This is a genomic window from Bacillus sp. PK5-006 (assembly GCF_054161415.1).
Genome location: NZ_CP096414.1, coordinates 1,232,848 through 1,251,014, shown reverse-complemented (window position 1 = coordinate 1,251,014; position 18,167 = coordinate 1,232,848). Strand labels below are relative to the sequence as shown.

Genomic DNA, 18,167 nt, shown 5'->3' with positions numbered 1-18,167 from the left:
CTCCTATTTTTTTGTTGATATTCTCACATAATCGTGATAATCTCGTTCAATTGTCTCTAAGGAAACGACCATGCCTTCTAAAAGCAGCTGGGCTTTTTCAAAGGATACTGGATCTGTATCAGCCGGCAGTTCAAAAGAGAAGTAGCCGCCATCTTCACCAATATCAAGCAGTGGGTCCAATCCTGTCAGTGCAATAATTGAATTGACTGAGCCGAAAACAACAGCAGATACACCTGCACAAACGAGATCCTGACCTTTTTCAGCAAACTCGGCATGTCCAGTCATCTGAAAAGACGTAATGCTTTCATCTGCTGATGACCGAGTAATGGTTGCTTTGATCATATCACTCACACGCCTTAAGCGTTGATTTTTTCGATAACAACTTTAGTGTAAGGTTGACGATGACCTTGTTTCTTGTGGTTGTTTTTCTTCGGTTTGTACTTGAACACAGTAATTTTCTTACCGCGACCTTGTTTTTCAACTTTAGCCGTTACTGTTGCTCCAGCAACTGAAGGGTTACCCACTTTGACAGTGTCTCCGCCGACAAACAATACGTTTTCGAAAGTTACTGTTTCACCTGCTTCAGCAGCTAGTTTTTCAACATAAACAGTTTGACCTTCTTCAACTTTTACTTGTTTACCACCAGTTTCGATAATTGCGTACATCTCTGCACCTCCTAATAAACTCAGACTCGCCGAATACAGGGGGCCATAGGCACTTTACACCTGCTCCGCGCGGTTGTAGCACGGGTGCTACATATCCATAACATTAAAAAATATATCAAACTAGACGCAGAATGTCAATGTATTTTCACCATTAGTACGGTAAAAGAAGCTCTTCCATTGAGGAGGTGGTTCTGCGATCTGAAAAATACGCATGGAGCAGTTCATTTTCATCAAGCTGGCTCATCTTCACGCCATCTCTTTCAATAATAATTGGATGCTTACAGCCCCTTTGAAATCGTGCCATCACTTCGTATACTTTTTCCTCTGCACTTGCTCTCAGCGGAATCAGTTTTTCTACCTTCTGCTCTTTTTTACCGTAATACCGTTCTAGTAAGAAGCGAACCCTGACGTAATGCCGCTGCCTGTGCTCCATCACGAGTGAATAAGCTAAAAAAGTAAGCAGCACCCAGCCATTGAATTGCAGCGGTGCAAATAAAAGTAACCCTCCTGTCAATAGACCGAAAAAGACAAGTGAGCCTTTTATTGCTAGGGCATGTGCACGTTGGAAAGGGTAAAAAACAGATAAGAGCAAAAAGAATAATTTTCCGCCATCAAGCGGCCAAACGGGCAAAAGATTCACAAGGAAAATCGCCATATTATAAAAGGTAAACATGGTAAAGACATCGTGCGAGATAAGAGAAGCCTCCATGAAAAGCCATGCCATGAGCTGGAGCGGTACATGCTGAAGCGGCCCGCACAAAATGACCGCCAGCTCTTCTTTTAACGGACGGTTCCCATGTTCCTCTACTTCCACCGTTCCGCCAAATGGCAGTAAAAAAATACGCCGAATGCGCCAATGATAATAGCAGGCAGCCGCTGCATGTCCAAGTTCATGGACACAGACAATCACGAGCAGACAAAGCAGCGGCTTGATTTGACCTGACAGAATCGCAAACGCCATCACAATCCACAGCAGCGGATGGATGTGAATTTTCGTCAGCATGAGCAGCCATCTATTCAAAGGTCATCACCTGAATAGGATCGATAAATTGTTCATTTTGCTTAATGGCAAAGTAATACGTGCCCTTCCCTTGATCATCAAGCGAAATCTGGCCAATTTTTTCACCCTTATCAACAAAATCGTATAAGGCCACATCGGCTTTCTTTAATTGACCGTACCAGCTATAGCTGTTATCTGCATGCTGCACTACAACGGTTAGCCCTGTATCGCTTTGTTTTTTCACCTCGACCACGTAGCCTTCCTTCATACTATCAATGGCTTCAGCGGATGTCTCCACTTTGACACCTGCTCCATTTTGCGTAAAGGATTCCTGCACTTTACCAGAGGCAGGAACAGCTAGTTCTTGATTCGCTTGTACGTCCTTTTGGCCATCTTTTTTCTCTGTTAAAAAGGCCAGCGGATGTCCAACTGTTTTTTCAAACCAGCGGTTAGCAGCAGCAAATTGAAAATCTTGCTCAAAAGTCTGAGTAATCATTGGCTTCAGCTGCTGAAACGGACCTGTCTGACCTTTAAATGAAATGGCTGCAATCAAGACAAGGGACGCTGATAATAAGCATTTAAGCACAAAGGTATTCGGGTTAAATAAGGGATGACGGTATTTCTTTGGCTGATGGGACGCCGGTTCATAGGAGGTCGAGCCAGAATGCTTTTCTTCCTCTGTCAGCATAACCCATGGCGGGATATCTTCTTTTTTCTTGAAAGCCGTCTTCTTAGGAGGAGCGGCTGGCTGCATCATTTTGCGGCGCTGCGCGATTTTCTTTCGGTACTCGTCCACTCTTTTCATGAGATCACCCTTTACATACAAACAGTTTGTACATTTTATGTGACAACCCCATCTGATATGCAACAAAAAGACCGATTCTCATCGAATCGGCCTCTGCGTGCAGACAAACCCTCGCATTCGGTGTCAGGTCTGCGCTCCGGTACTCACGAATGTCAAATTCGCTTCGCAAAGGCAGCCGTCTTTCCTAGACTGCAAAGGTTTTCTATCACGGTTCAGTGATTATGCTCTTACACCAAAAAATGCTTTGAGCTTTGCAAACATTCCCTTGTTTTCTTCTTCAAAAGATTGAAGCGGAACAGATTCGCCTAGTACCCGGCGGGCAATATTGCGATAGGCAATCGATACTTTGTTTTTAGCATCCATAACAATTGGTTCACCATTGTTTGAAGCCTTAATCACATCATCATCATCTGCTACAATGCCAAGTAGATCAATCGATAAGTGATGTACCACTTCATCTACATCCATTGAATCGCCATTTTTCGCCATGTGTGTACGAATACGATTGACAATCAAACGAGGCGGTTCGATATCTTCTTGTTCTAACAAACCGATGATTCGGTCCGCATCTCTCACAGCTGAGATTTCAGGCGTCGTCACGACAATGGCCTTGTCTGCACCGGATACAGCATTTTTAAAGCCTTGCTCAATTCCAGCAGGGCAGTCAATAACAACATAATCAAAGTCTTGTTTCAATGATTGAATTAATTCTTTGATCTGTTCCGGCTCTACAGCCGTTTTATCACTTGTTTGAGCAGCAGGTAAAAGATACAAAAGATCCTCGAAACGCTTATCTTTTACAAGCGCTTGATGAATTTTGCATCTTCCTTCTACTACATCGACTAGATCATAAATAATGCGGTTTTCTAGCCCCATCACGACATCCAGATTCCGAAGGCCGATATCGGTATCAACTAGACACACTTTTTTCCCTTGAATTGCTAGTGCTGTGCCTAAGTTTGCAGATGTTGTTGTTTTGCCAACGCCGCCTTTTCCTGAGGTAATCACAATAGCCTCGCCCAATTTCACATTCCTCCCTCAAGCCTTGTCAGATTAGGTCTTATATGAGCCAATTGCTGCAGGCGTTCAATGATCATATTGCCATCTATATCTAAATAAGCACATTCCATTTCATTTCCATCTTCTTTTTGGTCTGGTGCACGGTTAAAAACTTGTGCGATGCGAAGCTGTGTTGGAATCATATGAGATGCCGCAATAACAGCCTGTTTGTTGCCATTACATCCAGCATGCGCCACACCTTTTAATGCGCCAAGCACAAAAATATTTCCTCCTGCGCGAATCGTTCCGCCAGGATTGACATCTCCTATTAATAAAAGATCTCCTTCGACATGCAACACCTGTCCAGAGCGCACAATTTTTGCTACAGAAGTAATTTCAGCCTCTGCTTTTAATCGTCTCGCCTCTTCAGTTGACATGACTTCACTTTCAATGGAGTGGATGACGAGATGTTCATTTTCAGACACCGCTTCAGTCAAACGTGTCTCCTGATCCTCTGTTAAATACCGAAAACCAAGCTTAATATGCACATTGACCTTATGTCCTTCTCTTCCATCTGTATATTGCTCAAGTAATAGAACCTCTCGCAAGCCGGAAAGAAGGTCATCAAACGAACAGTCATCATTTAACTGTAATGTTAATCCGTTTTTTGTACCTTTTATCGTCACATATTGCTGTTTTTGAGTTTTCAAGATGCTCACCTCAACAACATACTCATTTCGCCGTAATTGGACAAACTCCTGCTTTTATTCGTCGATCAGTCCTTGTTTCACGTGGGTGAAAAAGAGCCTAAACGGCACAACAAGTATGAGAGACGCAGCAGTATTTAAAAGAATCGTTGGAATAAAGCGTTCGATGACATACGTATTAAACGGCATAATCCCTGGTTGAATTGTCGCTTGAACGCCGTATACATAAAACTCCATCACGGAAACAGCAATAATCGACAGAAAGACAACGACTAACATATTCGTTTGCAGAACTTTAAAGGCTTTTGCTAACAAATAGCAAAGCGCCCCAAAGCCAAACATATGAACACCAAGTATGCCTGTATATGAAATATCATATAAAAGTCCAAAGATAAATCCGTAAATCACACCATATTTTTGATTCACAAAAGCAGTCATAAATACAAGTGCGAGTAAAATGAAATGAGGAGCTAAAATTTGATTCTCTGAAACAAATGGGAGCTTCACTAAATCAACAAAAATGCTGTCAAATACGAAGATAAACAACATGACGAAAGCAAGAAGGACACGTTTCACGAGCCTTCCTCCTTCGTCAATTCAGATGCATCTGCTGTACTTGTGCTGCGATTCACCACAATCACGCGGTCTAAATTGTTGAGTTCAGCCGCTGGTTCTACGTAAATGATCTTTGTCAGGCCGTAATGGTCTGGCTCGATTTCACTTACCTTACCAATCGTTAAGCCTTGCGGGAATACGCCCCCTGCTCCAGATGTTTCAACAAGATCTCCTTTTTTGACATCCCCATCTGCATCGGATTTCAGAATATTCATAGTCAGCATTTTTTTCTTGCTGTCATAACCGTTAATGATTCCATTGAGTTCTTCTTTGCCCTTTTTCGCAAAAATTTTCGTTGAAATTCTATTATTTTGGTCAGTAGAGCTTAGCAATCTTACAGTCGAAGTAAAATTGTTGAGCTTATCACTTTCAATCTTCCCAATTAATGCGCCACTCTCATTAGTGACTGCCATATCTTTTTCCACGCCTTGTTTTTTCCCTTTATCAATCATCACAAAGCTATCCCAAAGAGAAGGGTTTCTTGCGATAACAGTTGATAGAATTGGCGTGTAGTCACGAATAGAGTTCACATAGCCAAGCTGTTTGCGAAGCTTTTTGTTCTCATCTTCTAGTTCTTGAAGTTTCGCCTCATATTGAGTTTGTCCATCAAGTTTTTTTCGAAGACGCTCGTTTTCATCATATGTGTTCTTTAAATCTTGTACGTTCCCATAAATACCGGCAATAAATTGTGATGGTTTATGAAAGACACCTTGAAAAAAGCCTGTCGTATCCCCCACTAATTTTTCCGGCCATGAAGCACCTCTGCCGCTTTTCACTGAAAAACCAATCATGGCCACCAGTACGATGACACAGACAAGGAGCAACATTAATCTTTTATTCATAAAAAACTGCGGCATGTCTTACACCTCTTTAATTACGCCCGATTATCGATTATCTTTTGATTTTCCTTTGAACAAATGAATATGTTCTAGTGCTTTCCCTGTCCCGATTGCCACACAGTCAAGCGGGTCTTCTGCAATAATGACTGGCATTTTCGTTTCATCGCTAATGACTTTGTCAAGATTACGCAGCAGTGCACCGCCTCCTGTTAAAACAATTCCGCGGTCCATAATATCTGCTGCGAGCTCAGGCGGGGTTTTTTCAAGAGTCATTTTCACTGCATCGACAATTGTTTCCACCGTATCGCGAAGCGCTTTTGCAATCTCTTCTGCCGTAATAGAGATTGTTTTTGGCAGACCTGTTAAAAGGTCACGTCCGCGAATGTCCATCTCATCATGTACGTCAGGCTGCGCAGAACCGATTTCCATTTTAATCGCTTCTGATGTACGATCACCGATCATTAGGTTATACGTTTTACGGATGTAGCTGCTGATCGCATCATCCATCTCATCTCCTGCCACGCGGATTGATTGTGATGTCACAATGCCGCCAAGAGAAATAATCGCTACTTCTGTTGTACCGCCGCCAATATCCACAACCATACTTCCTGTTGGTTCCCATACAGGAAGGTTAGCACCGATTGCCGCAGCAAATGGTTCTTCAATAGGGTATGCGTCACGTGCACCAGCTTGTCTTGTTGCATCAATGACTGCACGCTCTTCTACAGCTGTAATACCAGATGGTACACATACCATGACGTAAGGTTTACGAGCAAAAAGCCCTTTGCCTTTTAATGCTTGATTAATGTAATATTTCATCATTGTTGCTGTCGTCTCGTAATCTGCAATGACACCGTCTTTCATTGGGCGTAGTGCCACAACATTACCAGGTGTACGGCCAATCATGTTTCTAGCATCATTTCCGACTGCCACTATAGACTTCGTATCAGTTTCCAAGGCTACGACCGAAGGTTCTCTTACAACAATGCCTTTTCCTTTAATAAAAACAAGCGTATTCGCTGTGCCAAGATCTATTCCAAGGTCTTTTGTACCAATTCCAAACATATGTATGTATCTTCCTTTCTTAAACCAAAATTCCCTTAGGGAAAAACTCATAAACTCTATTATATCGTAAAACATTGAAAAAAAAAGTGTTACAAATACCCTTTTTCCTTCAAACTCACAAATTTTTGATCACCTATGACAAGATGATCAAGCAGCTGTATTCCAATCAGCTGTCCACATTCAAAAAGTCGCTGTGTGACTTCAATATCTTCCCTGCTCGGCGTCGGATCTCCAGATGGATGGTTGTGCACACATATAAATGAAGCAGCGGACCGTTTAAAGGCCTCTTTGAAAATTTCACGCGGGTGAACGATGGATGAGTTCAAACTTCCAATAAACACGGTATGTTTATGAAGAACTTGATTTTTAGTATTGAGATAAAGACAAACGAAATTTTCCTGTTGTAAAAACCTCATATCTTCCATCACAAAGTTTGCCCCATCCTCTGGTGTGCGGATCACATAGCGGTTGTCCGTCGTTTGATGGTGTAATCTAGTGCCGAGTTCTAAAGCAGCTAAAAGAGAGACCGCCTTCGCCTTTCCAACTCCTCGAATCTTCGACATTTCTTCAATTGAGGCTTCTCTTACAGAGCGAAGACCGCCAAATGTTTGCAGAAGTCTTGCGGAAATTTGAAGAACTGATTCCTTTTTTGTGCCTGTCCTTAAAAGAATCGCAACAAGTTCATGGTTTGACAGACTGCCGGGACCATGTTTGATCAATCGTTCTCTCGGCTTTTCATCTTGAGGAAAATGCTTTAGCAACATAGGGAAATCGTTCATGATGCCCACTCCTTTTAGATTCCTTCCTGTCATCAAAAAGGGGTGATTCCAAATGTTTCGAGCACTCTAACTGTTTTAGCAATAGGGAGACCTACAACGGAAAAATAATCACCATCTATTTTTTGAACAAACAGTGCGCCTTTTCCTTGAATGCCATAGCTTCCCGCTTTATCAAGCGGTTCTCCCGTTTCGATATAGCGGTCTATTTCATTTTGCGTAAGTGTCCAAAACGTCACTTCTGTCTGTTCATAAAATGTTTCTTTTCTATTCTCTGACTGAATCGTGACACCCGTCAAGACTTGATGTGTCTTTCCTGACAATAATTGAAGCATTGAGGCCGCTTCTTCCTTGTCTTTTGGTTTACCAAGACATTTGCCGTCAATTGCAACAATCGTATCTGCACCAATAATCACAGCTTCGGGATATAATCTTTGAATATCACTTGCTTTTTGTTCTGCCAACCATTGGACGTTCTCTGCAGGAGAAAAGTTTCGATTTATTTCTTCTTTTAATTGACTTGCTTGAATGTCATAAGAAAACCCTGCTAGATCAAGCAATTCTTTTCTTCTAGGGGATTGAGATGCGAGAATCAATTGGTTCATGTTTGTTCATCCTTTCAGGGTTTAGCCTAAGAAGTAAGATACCCATTCATCCTATCAAATGTACATCTTACCGACAATTTACGAAAATTCATTTTTCATGTTCCTTCATCATTATGTTGGATGCAAAAGAAAAAAACTAGTCATTTTTTGACTAGTTTGGTTTCTTAAAATATGATTTTACGTATTTAATTGATCAAGCAGTGCCTGCTGAGATTTCCACCCGTTTTCAGCAGTAGGTTCATTTAACAGCTGCACCGCTTTCAGCAAACTGCTTTTAGCTGGTGCGTCCGTTGTTTTAGCACTTTCAAGCTCAGAGATCAGCTGCGCAACGTCCTTTTGATCCACATCATCCCCTGCAATGACCTTAGAGGATAAAACAGATGCCTTTTCTATTAAACTAGTCAGCTCCTCCGGTACTTGAAATGAGAGCTCCTTGCCTCCCCACGCCTCAAAGTGCTGATCAATCAGCTTCTTCCCAACAGCACTTGTCATGCCCTGTTCTGTCGCAAGCCCAGCAATGACATAATAGCCATCATCCATCGAGACCTTTTTCCCCGCATATCCTGCTTCTTTTAAACTGCCAACTAATTCATCTGCTCCTTTTTCAGAGGAAAACTTTCCAGCCTGTACGACATAGGTTGAAAAACTGCCAGAGGCGCTTTTTTCATCCTTATTCTCTTTTGATTCATCAGCAGTATCTGCTGGGGGCGCATCCCCGCCCGCTTTCATTGATGATTGATTTCCGGACGCTGAAACGCTGATATCTCCCCCTGATGGATTCTGAGTACCATCTTGACTTAAGCTAAGTGCAAACACACCAAGGCCTGTCCCAAGAACCACTGCAAACACAATCGTTGTCATCACTCTCTTAAACGGGCCGCGGTTTTTACCGAACTTCTGGTCAAAGGAGCCTTTTTTCTTTTGATAAGGTGTGACGACCTTTGGGTCAGAATGATAAATATGATCAGCTGCGTCATCCCACTGGAAGTCTTCTTCTTTCGGTTTAGCCGGTTCTTCCTCGGAAGCAGCTGTCTCCTGTTCTGACTGCCTTTTTTCCTCCCAATTCGAAAACGTCACTTGATCATCCTCTTGCTGTTTTGGCGGCTGGTGGTCATCTTCATGAAGCATTTCTTCTTTGCCATTAATATTGACTTTTAACCCTTGTTTTTTTGCCTGCCTTTTTTTCACTGTCATTCCCCGCTTTCTGACATTGTTTGTAAGAAAGACCTTTTTGTCCAATGAATCAGCGCGAATGTAACCCGTCCTTCTTTCTGTTTCACACTTTAACATAGCGGATAAAAAAAAGAACAAGACTTTTGTCGGCACGGAAAAAAAGTGTTCGCCAATTTTTTCAACCGATCGACCCGGCCAACGGGAGCATGACATGAGCGCCATAGAGATACAGCCAAAAAGAAAAAGAGATCGCAGGAACAAAGGGAAATGGCTCATCTAATCGAAAAGAAAAAACCTTCGCATAGACGATTCCAGCGATACACGAGAGAAAAAGAATGAGAAGGAATGGCTTTAAGCCAAAGCAAAATGCAAGCACACCGAACAGCTTCATATCAGCTCCACCCATGCTATTTGGCTTGAAACGATCTAAACTATAAAACAAGAGAAAGCAAAAAAGAAGCGAAGCCGCTCCTTCCCACCAAATAAGAAGAGGTTCAAGCGTGCGGTATATGACGAAAAGAGGGAAAAAGAAGAGAAACAGCTCGTTTGGCACCCTCATATAAAGGAGATCGCTCACGACAGCAATCACAAATAAACTACAAAGAATCACAAGAAAAAGACCTTCAAACGAAATACCAGCGATTCTATACATGAGCAAAAAAAGACTGCCTGACAGCAGCTCAATCAGTGGATATAGCATTGGCAGCCGAGTGCCGCAATGTTTACAAGTCCCCCTCAATAATGCATACGAAACTAGCGGAATCATCTCACGCAAGGAAAGCGGCTGTTTACAGGCTGTGCAGTGAGAACGAGGAAAAAGAATAGACCGCTTCAGTGGCAGCCTTTCACCGACTAGATGAAAGAATGACCCCATGGTGACGCCCGCAAGAAACACAAAAATGCCTATCATATATCGTGACCCCTTCCGAGAATAAGATAGACCGGATTTTACCATAGCGATTCACCTTGAACACCTAATGAAAATGTGATTTCCCCTCTCATTTACATTTCAAAAGAAAAAAGACGCACATTGCATAGAAGAAATTGCGTCTTTTGCTTACCTTAAAATACGATTTCGGATATCTTGTATAAGCAATTATTTTTACGCTCATTTTGTAAGAAGAGCACTAAAATTAACACCATATATTATCTCAACAACACTTCCATCACTATTAAATAATAATTTATTTAATAGTTTCTAGATTTTTTTTCCATTATTTTTATCATTACCTTGATCGTCTTCATTCTCTTCTTCATTTTGCTCTTCATGAAATTCAATACTGGTGTTTCCAGTAATATTGTCAAAGGGAGTATAGTAAACACCTATGCTTTTCCTTAAAATAATTCGTTTAAAAAGGATGACAACTATTAAAACAACTATTAATAACATAAAAGAAAGAAGTACTCCACTGATAATAAACAAGTTATTCCTCCTTTCAGGTGAAAATTGAGGGAAAGCGTTTTAAAAATTAAATTACAATCTGTTAATTTATAAATTAATACTACGCGATGCACCTTTTTATCCATTGTACTATACAGTTACATTAAACCCAAAATAATCCATCATAAAAAGTAGCAGTCATTACTTGAAGTGAAATTTGATTAAAAATATCTCATATATCATCATAGAGGGAATAAGAAAGGATGGGCATCGAATAAAAAATGTTCACTCCATATAGAATTCCTTCCCGTCATCAACGCTGCAACTTGAGTACCTAGTAAACCCGCTCTTTTACATTTCAAAAGAAAAAGACGCACATTGCATAAAAGCAATTGCGTCTTTTGATTACCTTAAAATACGATTTCGTATATCTGAAATAAAATAAAGAGAGCCAGTCACAAGAATCACCGCTGAAGGATCATCACTTTTTTTCTGAATGAACTCAAGCACTGTACGAGGGTCATCATCATACGACTTTGCGTCTAATTGACTGCATACATAAAGCTTTTCAGCTGATTCGGCTCTTGGAAAATCAAATGAAACAAAATGAATAGAAGAACTTACAGCATCAAGCTTTTGAATCATTTGCTTGTACGGCTTATCTTTTAAAGCACTAAAACATATATGCACCTGTTTACTAGAAAAATGAGCTTGTACGGTTTCAATTAAACGGTCGATCCCTTCTTCATTATGTGCGCCGTCTAAATACACTGGAGGATGATCTTTAACCTTTTCAAACCTCCCAGCCCAAACTGCCTGCCGAATGCCTTCATATATTTGCTCTTCTGTCACGCTAATATAGCCTTCTTGCTCCAGCCATTCAATGAGTAAAACAGCAAGGGAAGCATTTTGCCTTTGATGCGTTCCAATTAATCCTGTTTCAAGCTGAGGATACTGCCCTTTTGATGTGCGTAATGTGAAACGTTCACCTGTTTCTGTCGGCTGCTGCTCATCAAAGCTGCATCTATCTTGTAAAGAAATACATTCGGCATTCTTTTCTTTGGCTGTGTTTTGAATGACAGCAAGAGCTTCTGGCTGGTGGACTGCCGTAATCATTGGAATACCCGCTTTGATAATACCCGCTTTTTCAGCTGCAATCTGTTCAAGTGTGTCACCTAAAATGGCCATATGATCATGACCAATCGACGTAATTGCTGTTAAGATTGGCACAGCAATATTTGTAGAATCAAGCCTTCCGCCAAGCCCTGTTTCCAAGAGGACAAAGTCTACTTGGTGCACATGAGCAAAATAAGCAAATGCACATGCTGTAATGATTTCAAATTCTGTTGCTGCGCCAAGCTCTGTTTGATCTAATTCATCAACAAGAGGCTTGATTTCATTCACCAAACTCAGCCATTCTTCATCCTCTATAGGCGCTCCGTTCACGCTGATTCTTTCATTGAACGTTAGTATAAACGGAGAGGTGAAGGTTCCGACTGAATAGCCGGCTTCCTGTAAAACAGAACGTGTAAACGCAATGGTTGATCCTTTGCCATTTGTACCTGCAACATGTACTGCTTTTATGCTTTGTTCCGGATTTCCTAGTCTGTTCATCAGCCATTTCATTCGTTCAAGACCCGGTTTTACGCCAAAGGCCAGTCTGCTGTGAATCCACTCAATCGCTTCATGGTAGGTTGTAAACAATGTCATCTCTCATTTCATACGAAATTTTCAAAAAAGACGACTCCATTTCATTAGGAGCCGTCTTTTCACTCTTATGCTTTCAGCTCTTCAATACGCTTTTGAACAGCTTCGCGTTTTGCGACATAATCACGTTCTTTCGCACGCTCTTCTTCTACGACACTTTCAGGCGCTTTTTTCATAAAGCCTTCATTGCCAAGCTTTTTCTGAACTCGTTCCACTTCTTTTGTCAGTTTATCAAGCTCTTTTTGCAGACGAGCAATTTCTTCATCTAAGTTGATTAAGCCTTCAAGCGGCAGAATGAGTTCTGCTCCAGAAATGACAGCCGTCATCGCTTTATCACTAGCTGGGACATCTGTGCCAATTTCAAGAACACTTGGGTTCGTGAATCGCTCAATATATGAACGATTTTTCTCTAAACGTTCCTGAACATCAGACGTAGATGCTTTAATGTAAAGCTCAACTTGTTTGCTCATTGGCGTGTTCACTTCACTGCGAATGTTACGAACAGAGCGGATGAGTTCAACAAGCAGCTTCATATCAGCAGAAGCTTGTTCGTTGGAAAGCTCCGGCTTCACTTCAGGCCATGCCGCTACAGTAATAGACTCACCTTCATGCGGTAGATGCTGCCAGATTTCTTCTGTTAAGAACGGCATAAACGGATGTAAAAGTCTCATTGTTTGATCTAATACATACGCAAGGATCGAACGAGTCGTTTTCTTTGCTGCTTCGTCTTCACCATAAAGCGGAAGCTTCGCCATTTCAATGTACCAATCACAGAAATCATCCCAAATGAAGTTGTATAAATGTCTGCCCACTTCACCGAATTCATACTTGTCAGCAAGCTGTGTGACACTTTCAATTGTTTCATTTAAGCGTGTTAAAATCCATTGATCAGCAACTGATTTTTCTCCTGATAAATCAAGCTCATCATACGTTAAACCATCCATATTCATTAAAGCAAAACGGGATGCGTTCCAAATTTTGTTCGCAAAGTTCCAAGTGGATTCAACCTTTTCAAAGCTAAAACGAAGATCCTGGCCTGGTGAGCTTCCAGTCGCTAAGAAATATCTTAATGAATCCGCACCGTATTTGTCGATGACCTCCATTGGATCAATTCCGTTGCCAAGCGACTTACTCATTTTACGTCCTTGTTCGTCGCGGATGAGCCCATGAATGAGGACATCTTTAAACGGTTTTTCTCCTGTGAATTCAAGACCTTGGAAGATCATACGGGACACCCAGAAGAAAATGATGTCATAGCCTGTTACAAGCAGATTGGTTGGGTAGTAGCGCTTGAAGTCTTCACTGTCTGCATCTGGCCAGCCCATTGTAGAAAACGGCCACAGCGCTGAACTAAACCATGTATCAAGTACATCGTTATCCTGTTCCCAGTTCTCAATATCTTCTGGCGCTTCAAGTCCAACGTATACTTCTTTCGTTTCTTTATGATACCAAGCCGGAATGCGGTGTCCCCACCATAGCTGACGAGAAATACACCAGTCACGGATATTTTCCATCCAATGTAAATATGTCTTTTCAAATCGGTCTGGAACAAATTGAACTTGGTCGTCCCCTTTTTGCAGATGAATGGCTTCGTCTGCCAGCGGCTGCATTTTCACAAACCATTGTGTCGATAAATACGGTTCAACGACAGCTCCACTTCGCTCACTATGACCAACTGAATGCATGTGATCCTCAATTTTGAACAAAATGCCTTCCTCTTGTAAATCCTTCACAAGCTGTTTGCGGCATTCGAAGCGGTCCATTCCTTTGTATTTCAGGGCATTCGCATTCATTGTGCCATCTTCATTCATGACAAGAATACGCTCAAGCCCATGGCGGTTTCCAAGCTCAAAGTCATTCGGATCATGAGCAGGTGTAATTTTCACAGCACCTGAACCAAACTCCATATCGACATAATCATCACCGACGATTGGGATTTCACGGCCTGTGATTGGTAAAACCACTGTTTTTCCAATCAAATGCTGATAGCGTTCGTCATCAGGGTGTACGGCTACGGCTGTATCCCCCAGCATTGTTTCAGGTCTTGTTGTTGCAATTTCAATTGAACCTGTTCCATCTGAAAGCGGATATCTCAAGTGATAAAACGCACCTTGAACATCCTTATAAATCACTTCAATATCAGAAAGTGCCGTTTTCGTTGCTGGATCCCAGTTAATGATGTACTCTCCGCGATAAATAAGCCCTTTTTCATACAATTGAACAAACACTTGGCGAACGGCTTTATTCAGACCTTCATCTAAAGTAAAACGTTCACGGGAGTAATCGAGCCCAAGACCCATTTTCGCCCACTGGCTGCGAATAAAATCTGCATATTCTTCTTTCCACTTCCACGTTTCTTCCACAAATTTCTCCCGGCCAAGGTCATACCGGCTTACGCCTTCTTCGCGAAGCTTTGCCTCGACTTTTGCTTGAGTCGCAATACCGGCATGGTCCATACCTGGAAGCCAAAGAACGTCATAGCCCTGCATCCGTTTCATACGTGTCACGATGTCTTGTAGTGTAGAATCCCATGCATGCCCAAGGTGCAGTTTTCCTGTCACGTTTGGTGGAGGAATGACGACTGTATATGGATCTTTCGTTTTGTCATTTTGTGCTTCGAAGAATTTCCCTTCAAGCCAGTACGTATAGCGGTCTTTTTCAATCGCATTTGGATCGTACTTTGTTGGCATTTCTTGATTATTTGTTTCCATTTGTGTAACCTCCACATTTTTTCGGCTGATGAAACATAAAAAAAGCCTTTCCATCCTTATAAAAGGACGAAAAAGCTTTTTCGCGGTACCACCTTTTTTCACGAGACACATACACGTGTCCCATACACTCTAAAGGATAACGGGGTTCTCCCGAATTTCTCTACTTGTTCATTCAAGAAATTAAGCTCACAGGCGACCTTCCAAACAAGTACATCCTAGGAAACCTTTCAGCTCTTGGCTTCCCTCTCTTTAGGGTCTTGCTCGTACTCTTCCTGATCCACGCTTACGATATATCACGTTCATCAGCACATACTCATCTTTTATTAATATTACTAAATGCCTTTTGTTTTCGTCAATCATCTTTTCCGCTTTTCTTCTTCTTTATACAAATTGGGCAGGCACCCTTCGCCCTTTTGCCCATATGATAATAACAAAATGAAGAAGGAGGGCGTTTGATTTGAAGAAGATCAATCCTTACACACTCCCCCCCTGGCTGAGACAAATTCGGGCAGTTGCCTCCCAAGTCGTTCTCCCGATTGCTATATTTCAAGGATTTCGTACGATCATTTTCCCTACAACATTTGACGTCCTCATTCTAGGTATTCTTATTTTTCTCGCCTGTGCCTTTCATCTTGATTGGTTTTAAAAAACTCATGCTTATGTACCTGTCCATATAAAGCCAACGCAGCATAACCTCGTCATTCCGCTGATGACGAGGCACTTTGTTCTTCTTCAAGCCGTCTAGCCTGCTCAATCTCATGAATCTTCATAACGGTCGGCTCAGAATTTTTCATCTGCCAATACGCTCTTAACAGCTGCTGACAGCTTTCCATTTCATCCTGTCCGCCTGCTTCATAAGCTTTTACTGTATCAAACAGCCCTTGCGGATAAGCAAGGTAGCTTAGGAACAAATGCAGTTCTTCCTCCCGAAGAGGGTTTCCTTTTTGATACTTATAAAACAAAGAAGTGCATTCAGGACAAGACGTGGGATAGGTTTTGAATGTCCGAAAGAAATAGGTCAGAAGATCATAGATGGGGGCGGCTTTTTTAGACCGCTCGAAATTGGTGAAATGTCCTGTTCCTACATCATTATACAAAAAATGATGGATCGATAGCTGTCCATGATTTAGCACAACACGCGTTGTCTCTTTGTCTTTCATTTCTTCATGCCAATCTTCTAAACGCTCAAGCGCAAATTCGCTGGCAGACATCGCCTCTGAAAAATACATAGCAGCGGCCAGCTCAAATGGCGACATATACCACGTTTGTTCTGCCCGCTCTATAAATCGTTCATACATGTCTTTCTCTGTTTCCCATCTGCTCTTGATTTGGGTGTAATGCGCTTCTATCTCTTGCTCTGTGATATCCATCATGACTTCAGTACGCTTATGAAGTCTTGCAATCTCTTGAAATAAATATTCGTGCTTATCGTCCTGCTCTTCTCTCTTTTCATTCGTCAGCCACGGCATCAGATAGTATGCATACTGGCTTTCCCGATGACTTGAGAAAAAGGAACCGCTCTTCGTCCGATAAATCGGCACAAAGGAGCGATATCCCTTTGATTCTAGTTCAAGCATTTGTTCAGTAAATTGCATATGCCGGTTGGCTTTTACTCGCTTCAAGGCAAATACACCCTGCTTTGTATATACCTTGATGACAACAGGACTGACAGGTTCAATATATTCAGCCTCAAGTCCGTATTCGTATAAGACAGATTGGATTTCATCCACGTTCACTCACCACATTTTCTCGGTCAGTCATCGCTTGCTATGCATTACTTTTTTGATATTCAGGAATATAAAGAATCTGCCCTTCCTCAAGCTCCGCATCAATCGATAATGAGTTTGTGCGAAGAAGCTGCTGCACATTCAATTGATATCTCTCACAAATACGATCGACCGTATCTTCTTGCTGAACTATACATATTTTCATGCGGGAAAAATCTTCCTCCTCCTGCTTAGCGAACAGCTTTGTTAAATAAAGAGAGTTCTCACTGCCAGACGTTTCTCTCACGTCTTCTTCAAGCTCCTCTTCTTCTTGAGCTGACTCATATATTTTAGGTGCTTCCCGTTCATATAACCGCCCGAGCTGATATTCATCATCGTGCGCCTCATGCTCAGGCTCCACTTGATCAGCAGGTGATTCAAAAACCGGATACGACTGTACCGTTTCTTCCTGCTCTTCAGCAGCTTCCGGATCCTTTCTTACTTCCACTTCAAAGAACGGCTCTTCCCGCTCCTCTTCTTCTAATAGCTTTGGCGGTTCAAAAAATGGCGGTTCCTGCACCTGAGCTTCAGGGATGGATCGATAACCAAGCGCCACAGCTTCTTCTTGATTATTCGGCTGTTCTGGTTGTTCCGGTTGTTCTGGCTCTTCAGGTTCTTCTAATTCTTCAGGTTCGTCGGACGCTTCCTCTACTTCCCTGTTCACCAATTCTATCTCAATTTCTTCTTCATCTTCTTGTACTTCCTGCACTTCCTGTTCCTCTTGCTCCGCGCGGGTGTCATGTTGGAATACAGGCTGATTCTCATCATGCTCACGTTCTTCGCCTTGCAGCTCTTCTTGTTCTTCATGTTCCGGCTGCAACTGATAATCGTAGGCCATATCGCCATAATCCACTTCAGAACGATGGACAAATTCATACGGCTCCTCTACAGGCGCAGGAGGCGTTTCCTCGTCTAATAAGCCCTCAATGGCTAAATCAGCCTGAATGGTAAGCAAACGATTCTCTGTCAGCTGGTAATCAAACGCATCAATAAACACAAACACATCATTTAAATGACTAATTTTGTTCTTCGGAATGGTGATATCGACTGGAAATTGATGCAGAAGCTCCGCCGTTCCGTCTTCTCTGACCTTTACCTCATCTGCTTCCCTGTATGTTGGAAAGGAACTCAATTCACCCAATAGCTCCTCTTGATTTATGTTGTATTCTCCTGTTAGCTCGAGTGAACCTCTAATAGAAACATAATCATTCACTTCTTGAACGAGAATGTCAGGGTCGAGAGAAATTGACAGCAGCTCACTGACTTCCTGTCCGCTTTTGAAATAAATGGATTCTTCTACCGAAAACTGTAATCGATTGTTTTGAGACAAGTCGGTGTCCTCCTTTCATCTAA

The 18,167-nt window shown here is 42.0% G+C and carries 19 protein-coding genes and 2 other annotated features; of the genes, 1 reads left to right on the top strand and 18 read right to left on the bottom strand.

What is annotated here, in order from left to right; all coding sequences use genetic code 11:
- Positions 1-3 precede the first annotated feature (3 nt).
- The 16 genes from M1D84_RS06385 to M1D84_RS06310 all read right to left on the bottom strand — a co-directional run bounded on the left by M1D84_RS06385 (position 4) and on the right by M1D84_RS06310 (position 15,048).
- Entirely contained in the window at positions 4-342 is a 339-nt protein-coding gene (locus M1D84_RS06385; protein ID WP_034621123.1) for a ribosomal-processing cysteine protease Prp, read from the bottom strand.
- A 14-nt stretch (positions 343-356) separates the two neighbouring features.
- On the bottom strand, positions 357-665 hold the full coding sequence (rplU, locus tag M1D84_RS06380) for a 50S ribosomal protein L21 (RefSeq protein WP_003216781.1): 309 nt from the start codon (positions 663-665) through the stop codon (positions 357-359).
- A 12-nt stretch (positions 666-677) separates the two neighbouring features.
- Positions 678-750: a sequence feature (ribosomal protein L21 leader region), on the bottom strand.
- 66 nt (positions 751-816) lie between these two features.
- Positions 817-1,686 carry a M50 family metallopeptidase gene (locus M1D84_RS06375; protein WP_024423159.1) on the bottom strand — a complete coding sequence of 290 codons (870 nt, stop codon included), beginning with the start codon at positions 1,684-1,686 and terminating at the stop codon, positions 817-819.
- Positions 1,679-2,470 carry a M23 family metallopeptidase gene (locus tag M1D84_RS06370; protein WP_024427844.1) on the bottom strand — a complete coding sequence of 264 codons (792 nt, stop codon included), beginning with the start codon at positions 2,468-2,470 and terminating at the stop codon, positions 1,679-1,681. The genes M1D84_RS06375 and M1D84_RS06370 overlap by 8 nt, the downstream gene beginning before the upstream one ends.
- A 219-nt stretch (positions 2,471-2,689) precedes the next feature.
- Complete coding sequence (minD, locus tag M1D84_RS06365; RefSeq protein WP_017358134.1) at positions 2,690-3,493, bottom strand: septum site-determining protein MinD; 804 nt, start codon at positions 3,491-3,493, stop codon at positions 2,690-2,692.
- A 2-nt stretch (positions 3,494-3,495) separates the two neighbouring features.
- Entirely contained in the window at positions 3,496-4,179 is a 684-nt protein-coding gene (minC, locus tag M1D84_RS06360) for a septum site-determining protein MinC (protein WP_024423161.1), read from the bottom strand.
- Between the two features lie 54 nt (positions 4,180-4,233).
- A complete protein-coding gene (gene mreD, locus M1D84_RS06355; protein WP_024423162.1) occupies positions 4,234-4,752 on the bottom strand; it encodes a rod shape-determining protein MreD in 519 nt (172 codons plus the stop codon).
- Positions 4,749-5,648, bottom strand: a complete 900-nt coding sequence (gene mreC / locus M1D84_RS06350; protein WP_024423163.1) for a rod shape-determining protein MreC — start codon at positions 5,646-5,648, stop codon at positions 4,749-4,751. Before mreC ends, mreD begins: the two co-directional genes overlap by 4 nt.
- A gap of 27 nt (positions 5,649-5,675) precedes the next feature.
- Positions 5,676-6,695 (bottom strand): rod shape-determining protein, encoded by a 1,020-nt coding sequence (locus M1D84_RS06345; protein ID WP_007501538.1) that lies wholly within the window; start codon positions 6,693-6,695, stop codon positions 5,676-5,678.
- 89 nt (positions 6,696-6,784) lie between these two features.
- Positions 6,785-7,459 (bottom strand): RadC family protein, encoded by a 675-nt coding sequence (gene radC / locus M1D84_RS06340; RefSeq protein ID WP_375851075.1) that lies wholly within the window; start codon positions 7,457-7,459, stop codon positions 6,785-6,787.
- 47 nt (positions 7,460-7,506) lie between these two features.
- The gene (locus M1D84_RS06335) at positions 7,507-8,076 is read right to left on the bottom strand and encodes a Maf family protein (RefSeq protein WP_024423165.1); all 570 of its coding nucleotides are present in this window, start codon (positions 8,074-8,076) and stop codon (positions 7,507-7,509) included.
- A gap of 177 nt (positions 8,077-8,253) precedes the next feature.
- Positions 8,254-9,270, bottom strand: a complete 1,017-nt coding sequence (locus tag M1D84_RS06330) for an SPOR domain-containing protein (protein ID WP_029706176.1) — start codon at positions 9,268-9,270, stop codon at positions 8,254-8,256.
- Positions 9,271-9,427: 157 nt separating this feature from the next.
- Positions 9,428-10,159, bottom strand: a complete 732-nt coding sequence (locus M1D84_RS06325) for a prepilin peptidase (RefSeq protein ID WP_103131881.1) — start codon at positions 10,157-10,159, stop codon at positions 9,428-9,430.
- Between the two features lie 288 nt (positions 10,160-10,447).
- The gene (locus M1D84_RS06320) at positions 10,448-10,672 is read right to left on the bottom strand and encodes a DUF3951 domain-containing protein (protein WP_406845724.1); all 225 of its coding nucleotides are present in this window, start codon (positions 10,670-10,672) and stop codon (positions 10,448-10,450) included.
- Between the two features lie 363 nt (positions 10,673-11,035).
- Entirely contained in the window at positions 11,036-12,340 is a 1,305-nt protein-coding gene (locus M1D84_RS06315; protein ID WP_103131880.1) for a bifunctional folylpolyglutamate synthase/dihydrofolate synthase, read from the bottom strand.
- Positions 12,341-12,405: 65 nt separating this feature from the next.
- Positions 12,406-15,048: a valine--tRNA ligase gene (locus tag M1D84_RS06310; protein ID WP_103131879.1), complete on the bottom strand. Its 2,643-nt coding sequence runs from the start codon at positions 15,046-15,048 to the stop codon at positions 12,406-12,408.
- Positions 15,049-15,107: 59 nt separating this feature from the next.
- Positions 15,108-15,337, bottom strand: a binding site (T-box leader).
- A 168-nt stretch (positions 15,338-15,505) separates the two neighbouring features.
- On the opposite strand from M1D84_RS06310, the gene M1D84_RS06305 reads away from it, so the two are divergent.
- Positions 15,506-15,694: a hypothetical protein gene (locus tag M1D84_RS06305; protein ID WP_003216497.1), complete on the top strand. Its 189-nt coding sequence runs from the start codon at positions 15,506-15,508 to the stop codon at positions 15,692-15,694.
- Between the two features lie 52 nt (positions 15,695-15,746).
- On the opposite strand, the gene ysxE is transcribed toward M1D84_RS06305, so the two are convergent.
- Positions 15,747-16,778: a spore coat protein YsxE gene (ysxE, locus tag M1D84_RS06300; protein WP_458106430.1), complete on the bottom strand. Its 1,032-nt coding sequence runs from the start codon at positions 16,776-16,778 to the stop codon at positions 15,747-15,749.
- Between the two features lie 37 nt (positions 16,779-16,815).
- Positions 16,816-18,144, bottom strand: coding sequence for a LysM peptidoglycan-binding domain-containing protein (locus M1D84_RS06295; RefSeq protein WP_213404618.1), 1,329 nt, complete (start codon positions 18,142-18,144; stop codon positions 16,816-16,818).
- Between the last annotated feature and the right edge of the window lie 23 nt (positions 18,145-18,167).

Excerpts from the sequence above, each read along its gene's own strand:
- M1D84_RS06385 (WP_034621123.1), bottom strand. The coding sequence starts at position 342 with ATGATCAAAGCAACCATTACTCGGTCATCAGCAGATGAAAGCATTACG.
- rplU (WP_003216781.1), bottom strand. The coding sequence starts at position 665 with ATGTACGCAATTATCGAAACTGGTGGTAAACAAGTAAAAGTTGAAGAA.
- M1D84_RS06370 (WP_024427844.1), bottom strand. The coding sequence starts at position 2,470 with ATGAAAAGAGTGGACGAGTACCGAAAGAAAATCGCGCAGCGCCGCAAA.
- mreC (WP_024423163.1), bottom strand. The coding sequence starts at position 5,648 with ATGCCGCAGTTTTTTATGAATAAAAGATTAATGTTGCTCCTTGTCTGT.
- M1D84_RS06345 (WP_007501538.1), bottom strand. The coding sequence starts at position 6,695 with ATGTTTGGAATTGGTACAAAAGACCTTGGAATAGATCTTGGCACAGCG.
- radC (WP_375851075.1), bottom strand. The coding sequence starts at position 7,459 with ATGTTGCTAAAGCATTTTCCTCAAGATGAAAAGCCGAGAGAACGATTG.
- M1D84_RS06335 (WP_024423165.1), bottom strand. The coding sequence starts at position 8,076 with ATGAACCAATTGATTCTCGCATCTCAATCCCCTAGAAGAAAAGAATTG.
- M1D84_RS06330 (WP_029706176.1), bottom strand. The coding sequence starts at position 9,270 with ATGACAGTGAAAAAAAGGCAGGCAAAAAAACAAGGGTTAAAAGTCAAT.
- M1D84_RS06325 (WP_103131881.1), bottom strand. The coding sequence starts at position 10,159 with ATGATAGGCATTTTTGTGTTTCTTGCGGGCGTCACCATGGGGTCATTC.
- M1D84_RS06315 (WP_103131880.1), bottom strand. The coding sequence starts at position 12,340 with ATGACATTGTTTACAACCTACCATGAAGCGATTGAGTGGATTCACAGC.
- M1D84_RS06310 (WP_103131879.1), bottom strand. The coding sequence starts at position 15,048 with ATGGAAACAAATAATCAAGAAATGCCAACAAAGTACGATCCAAATGCG.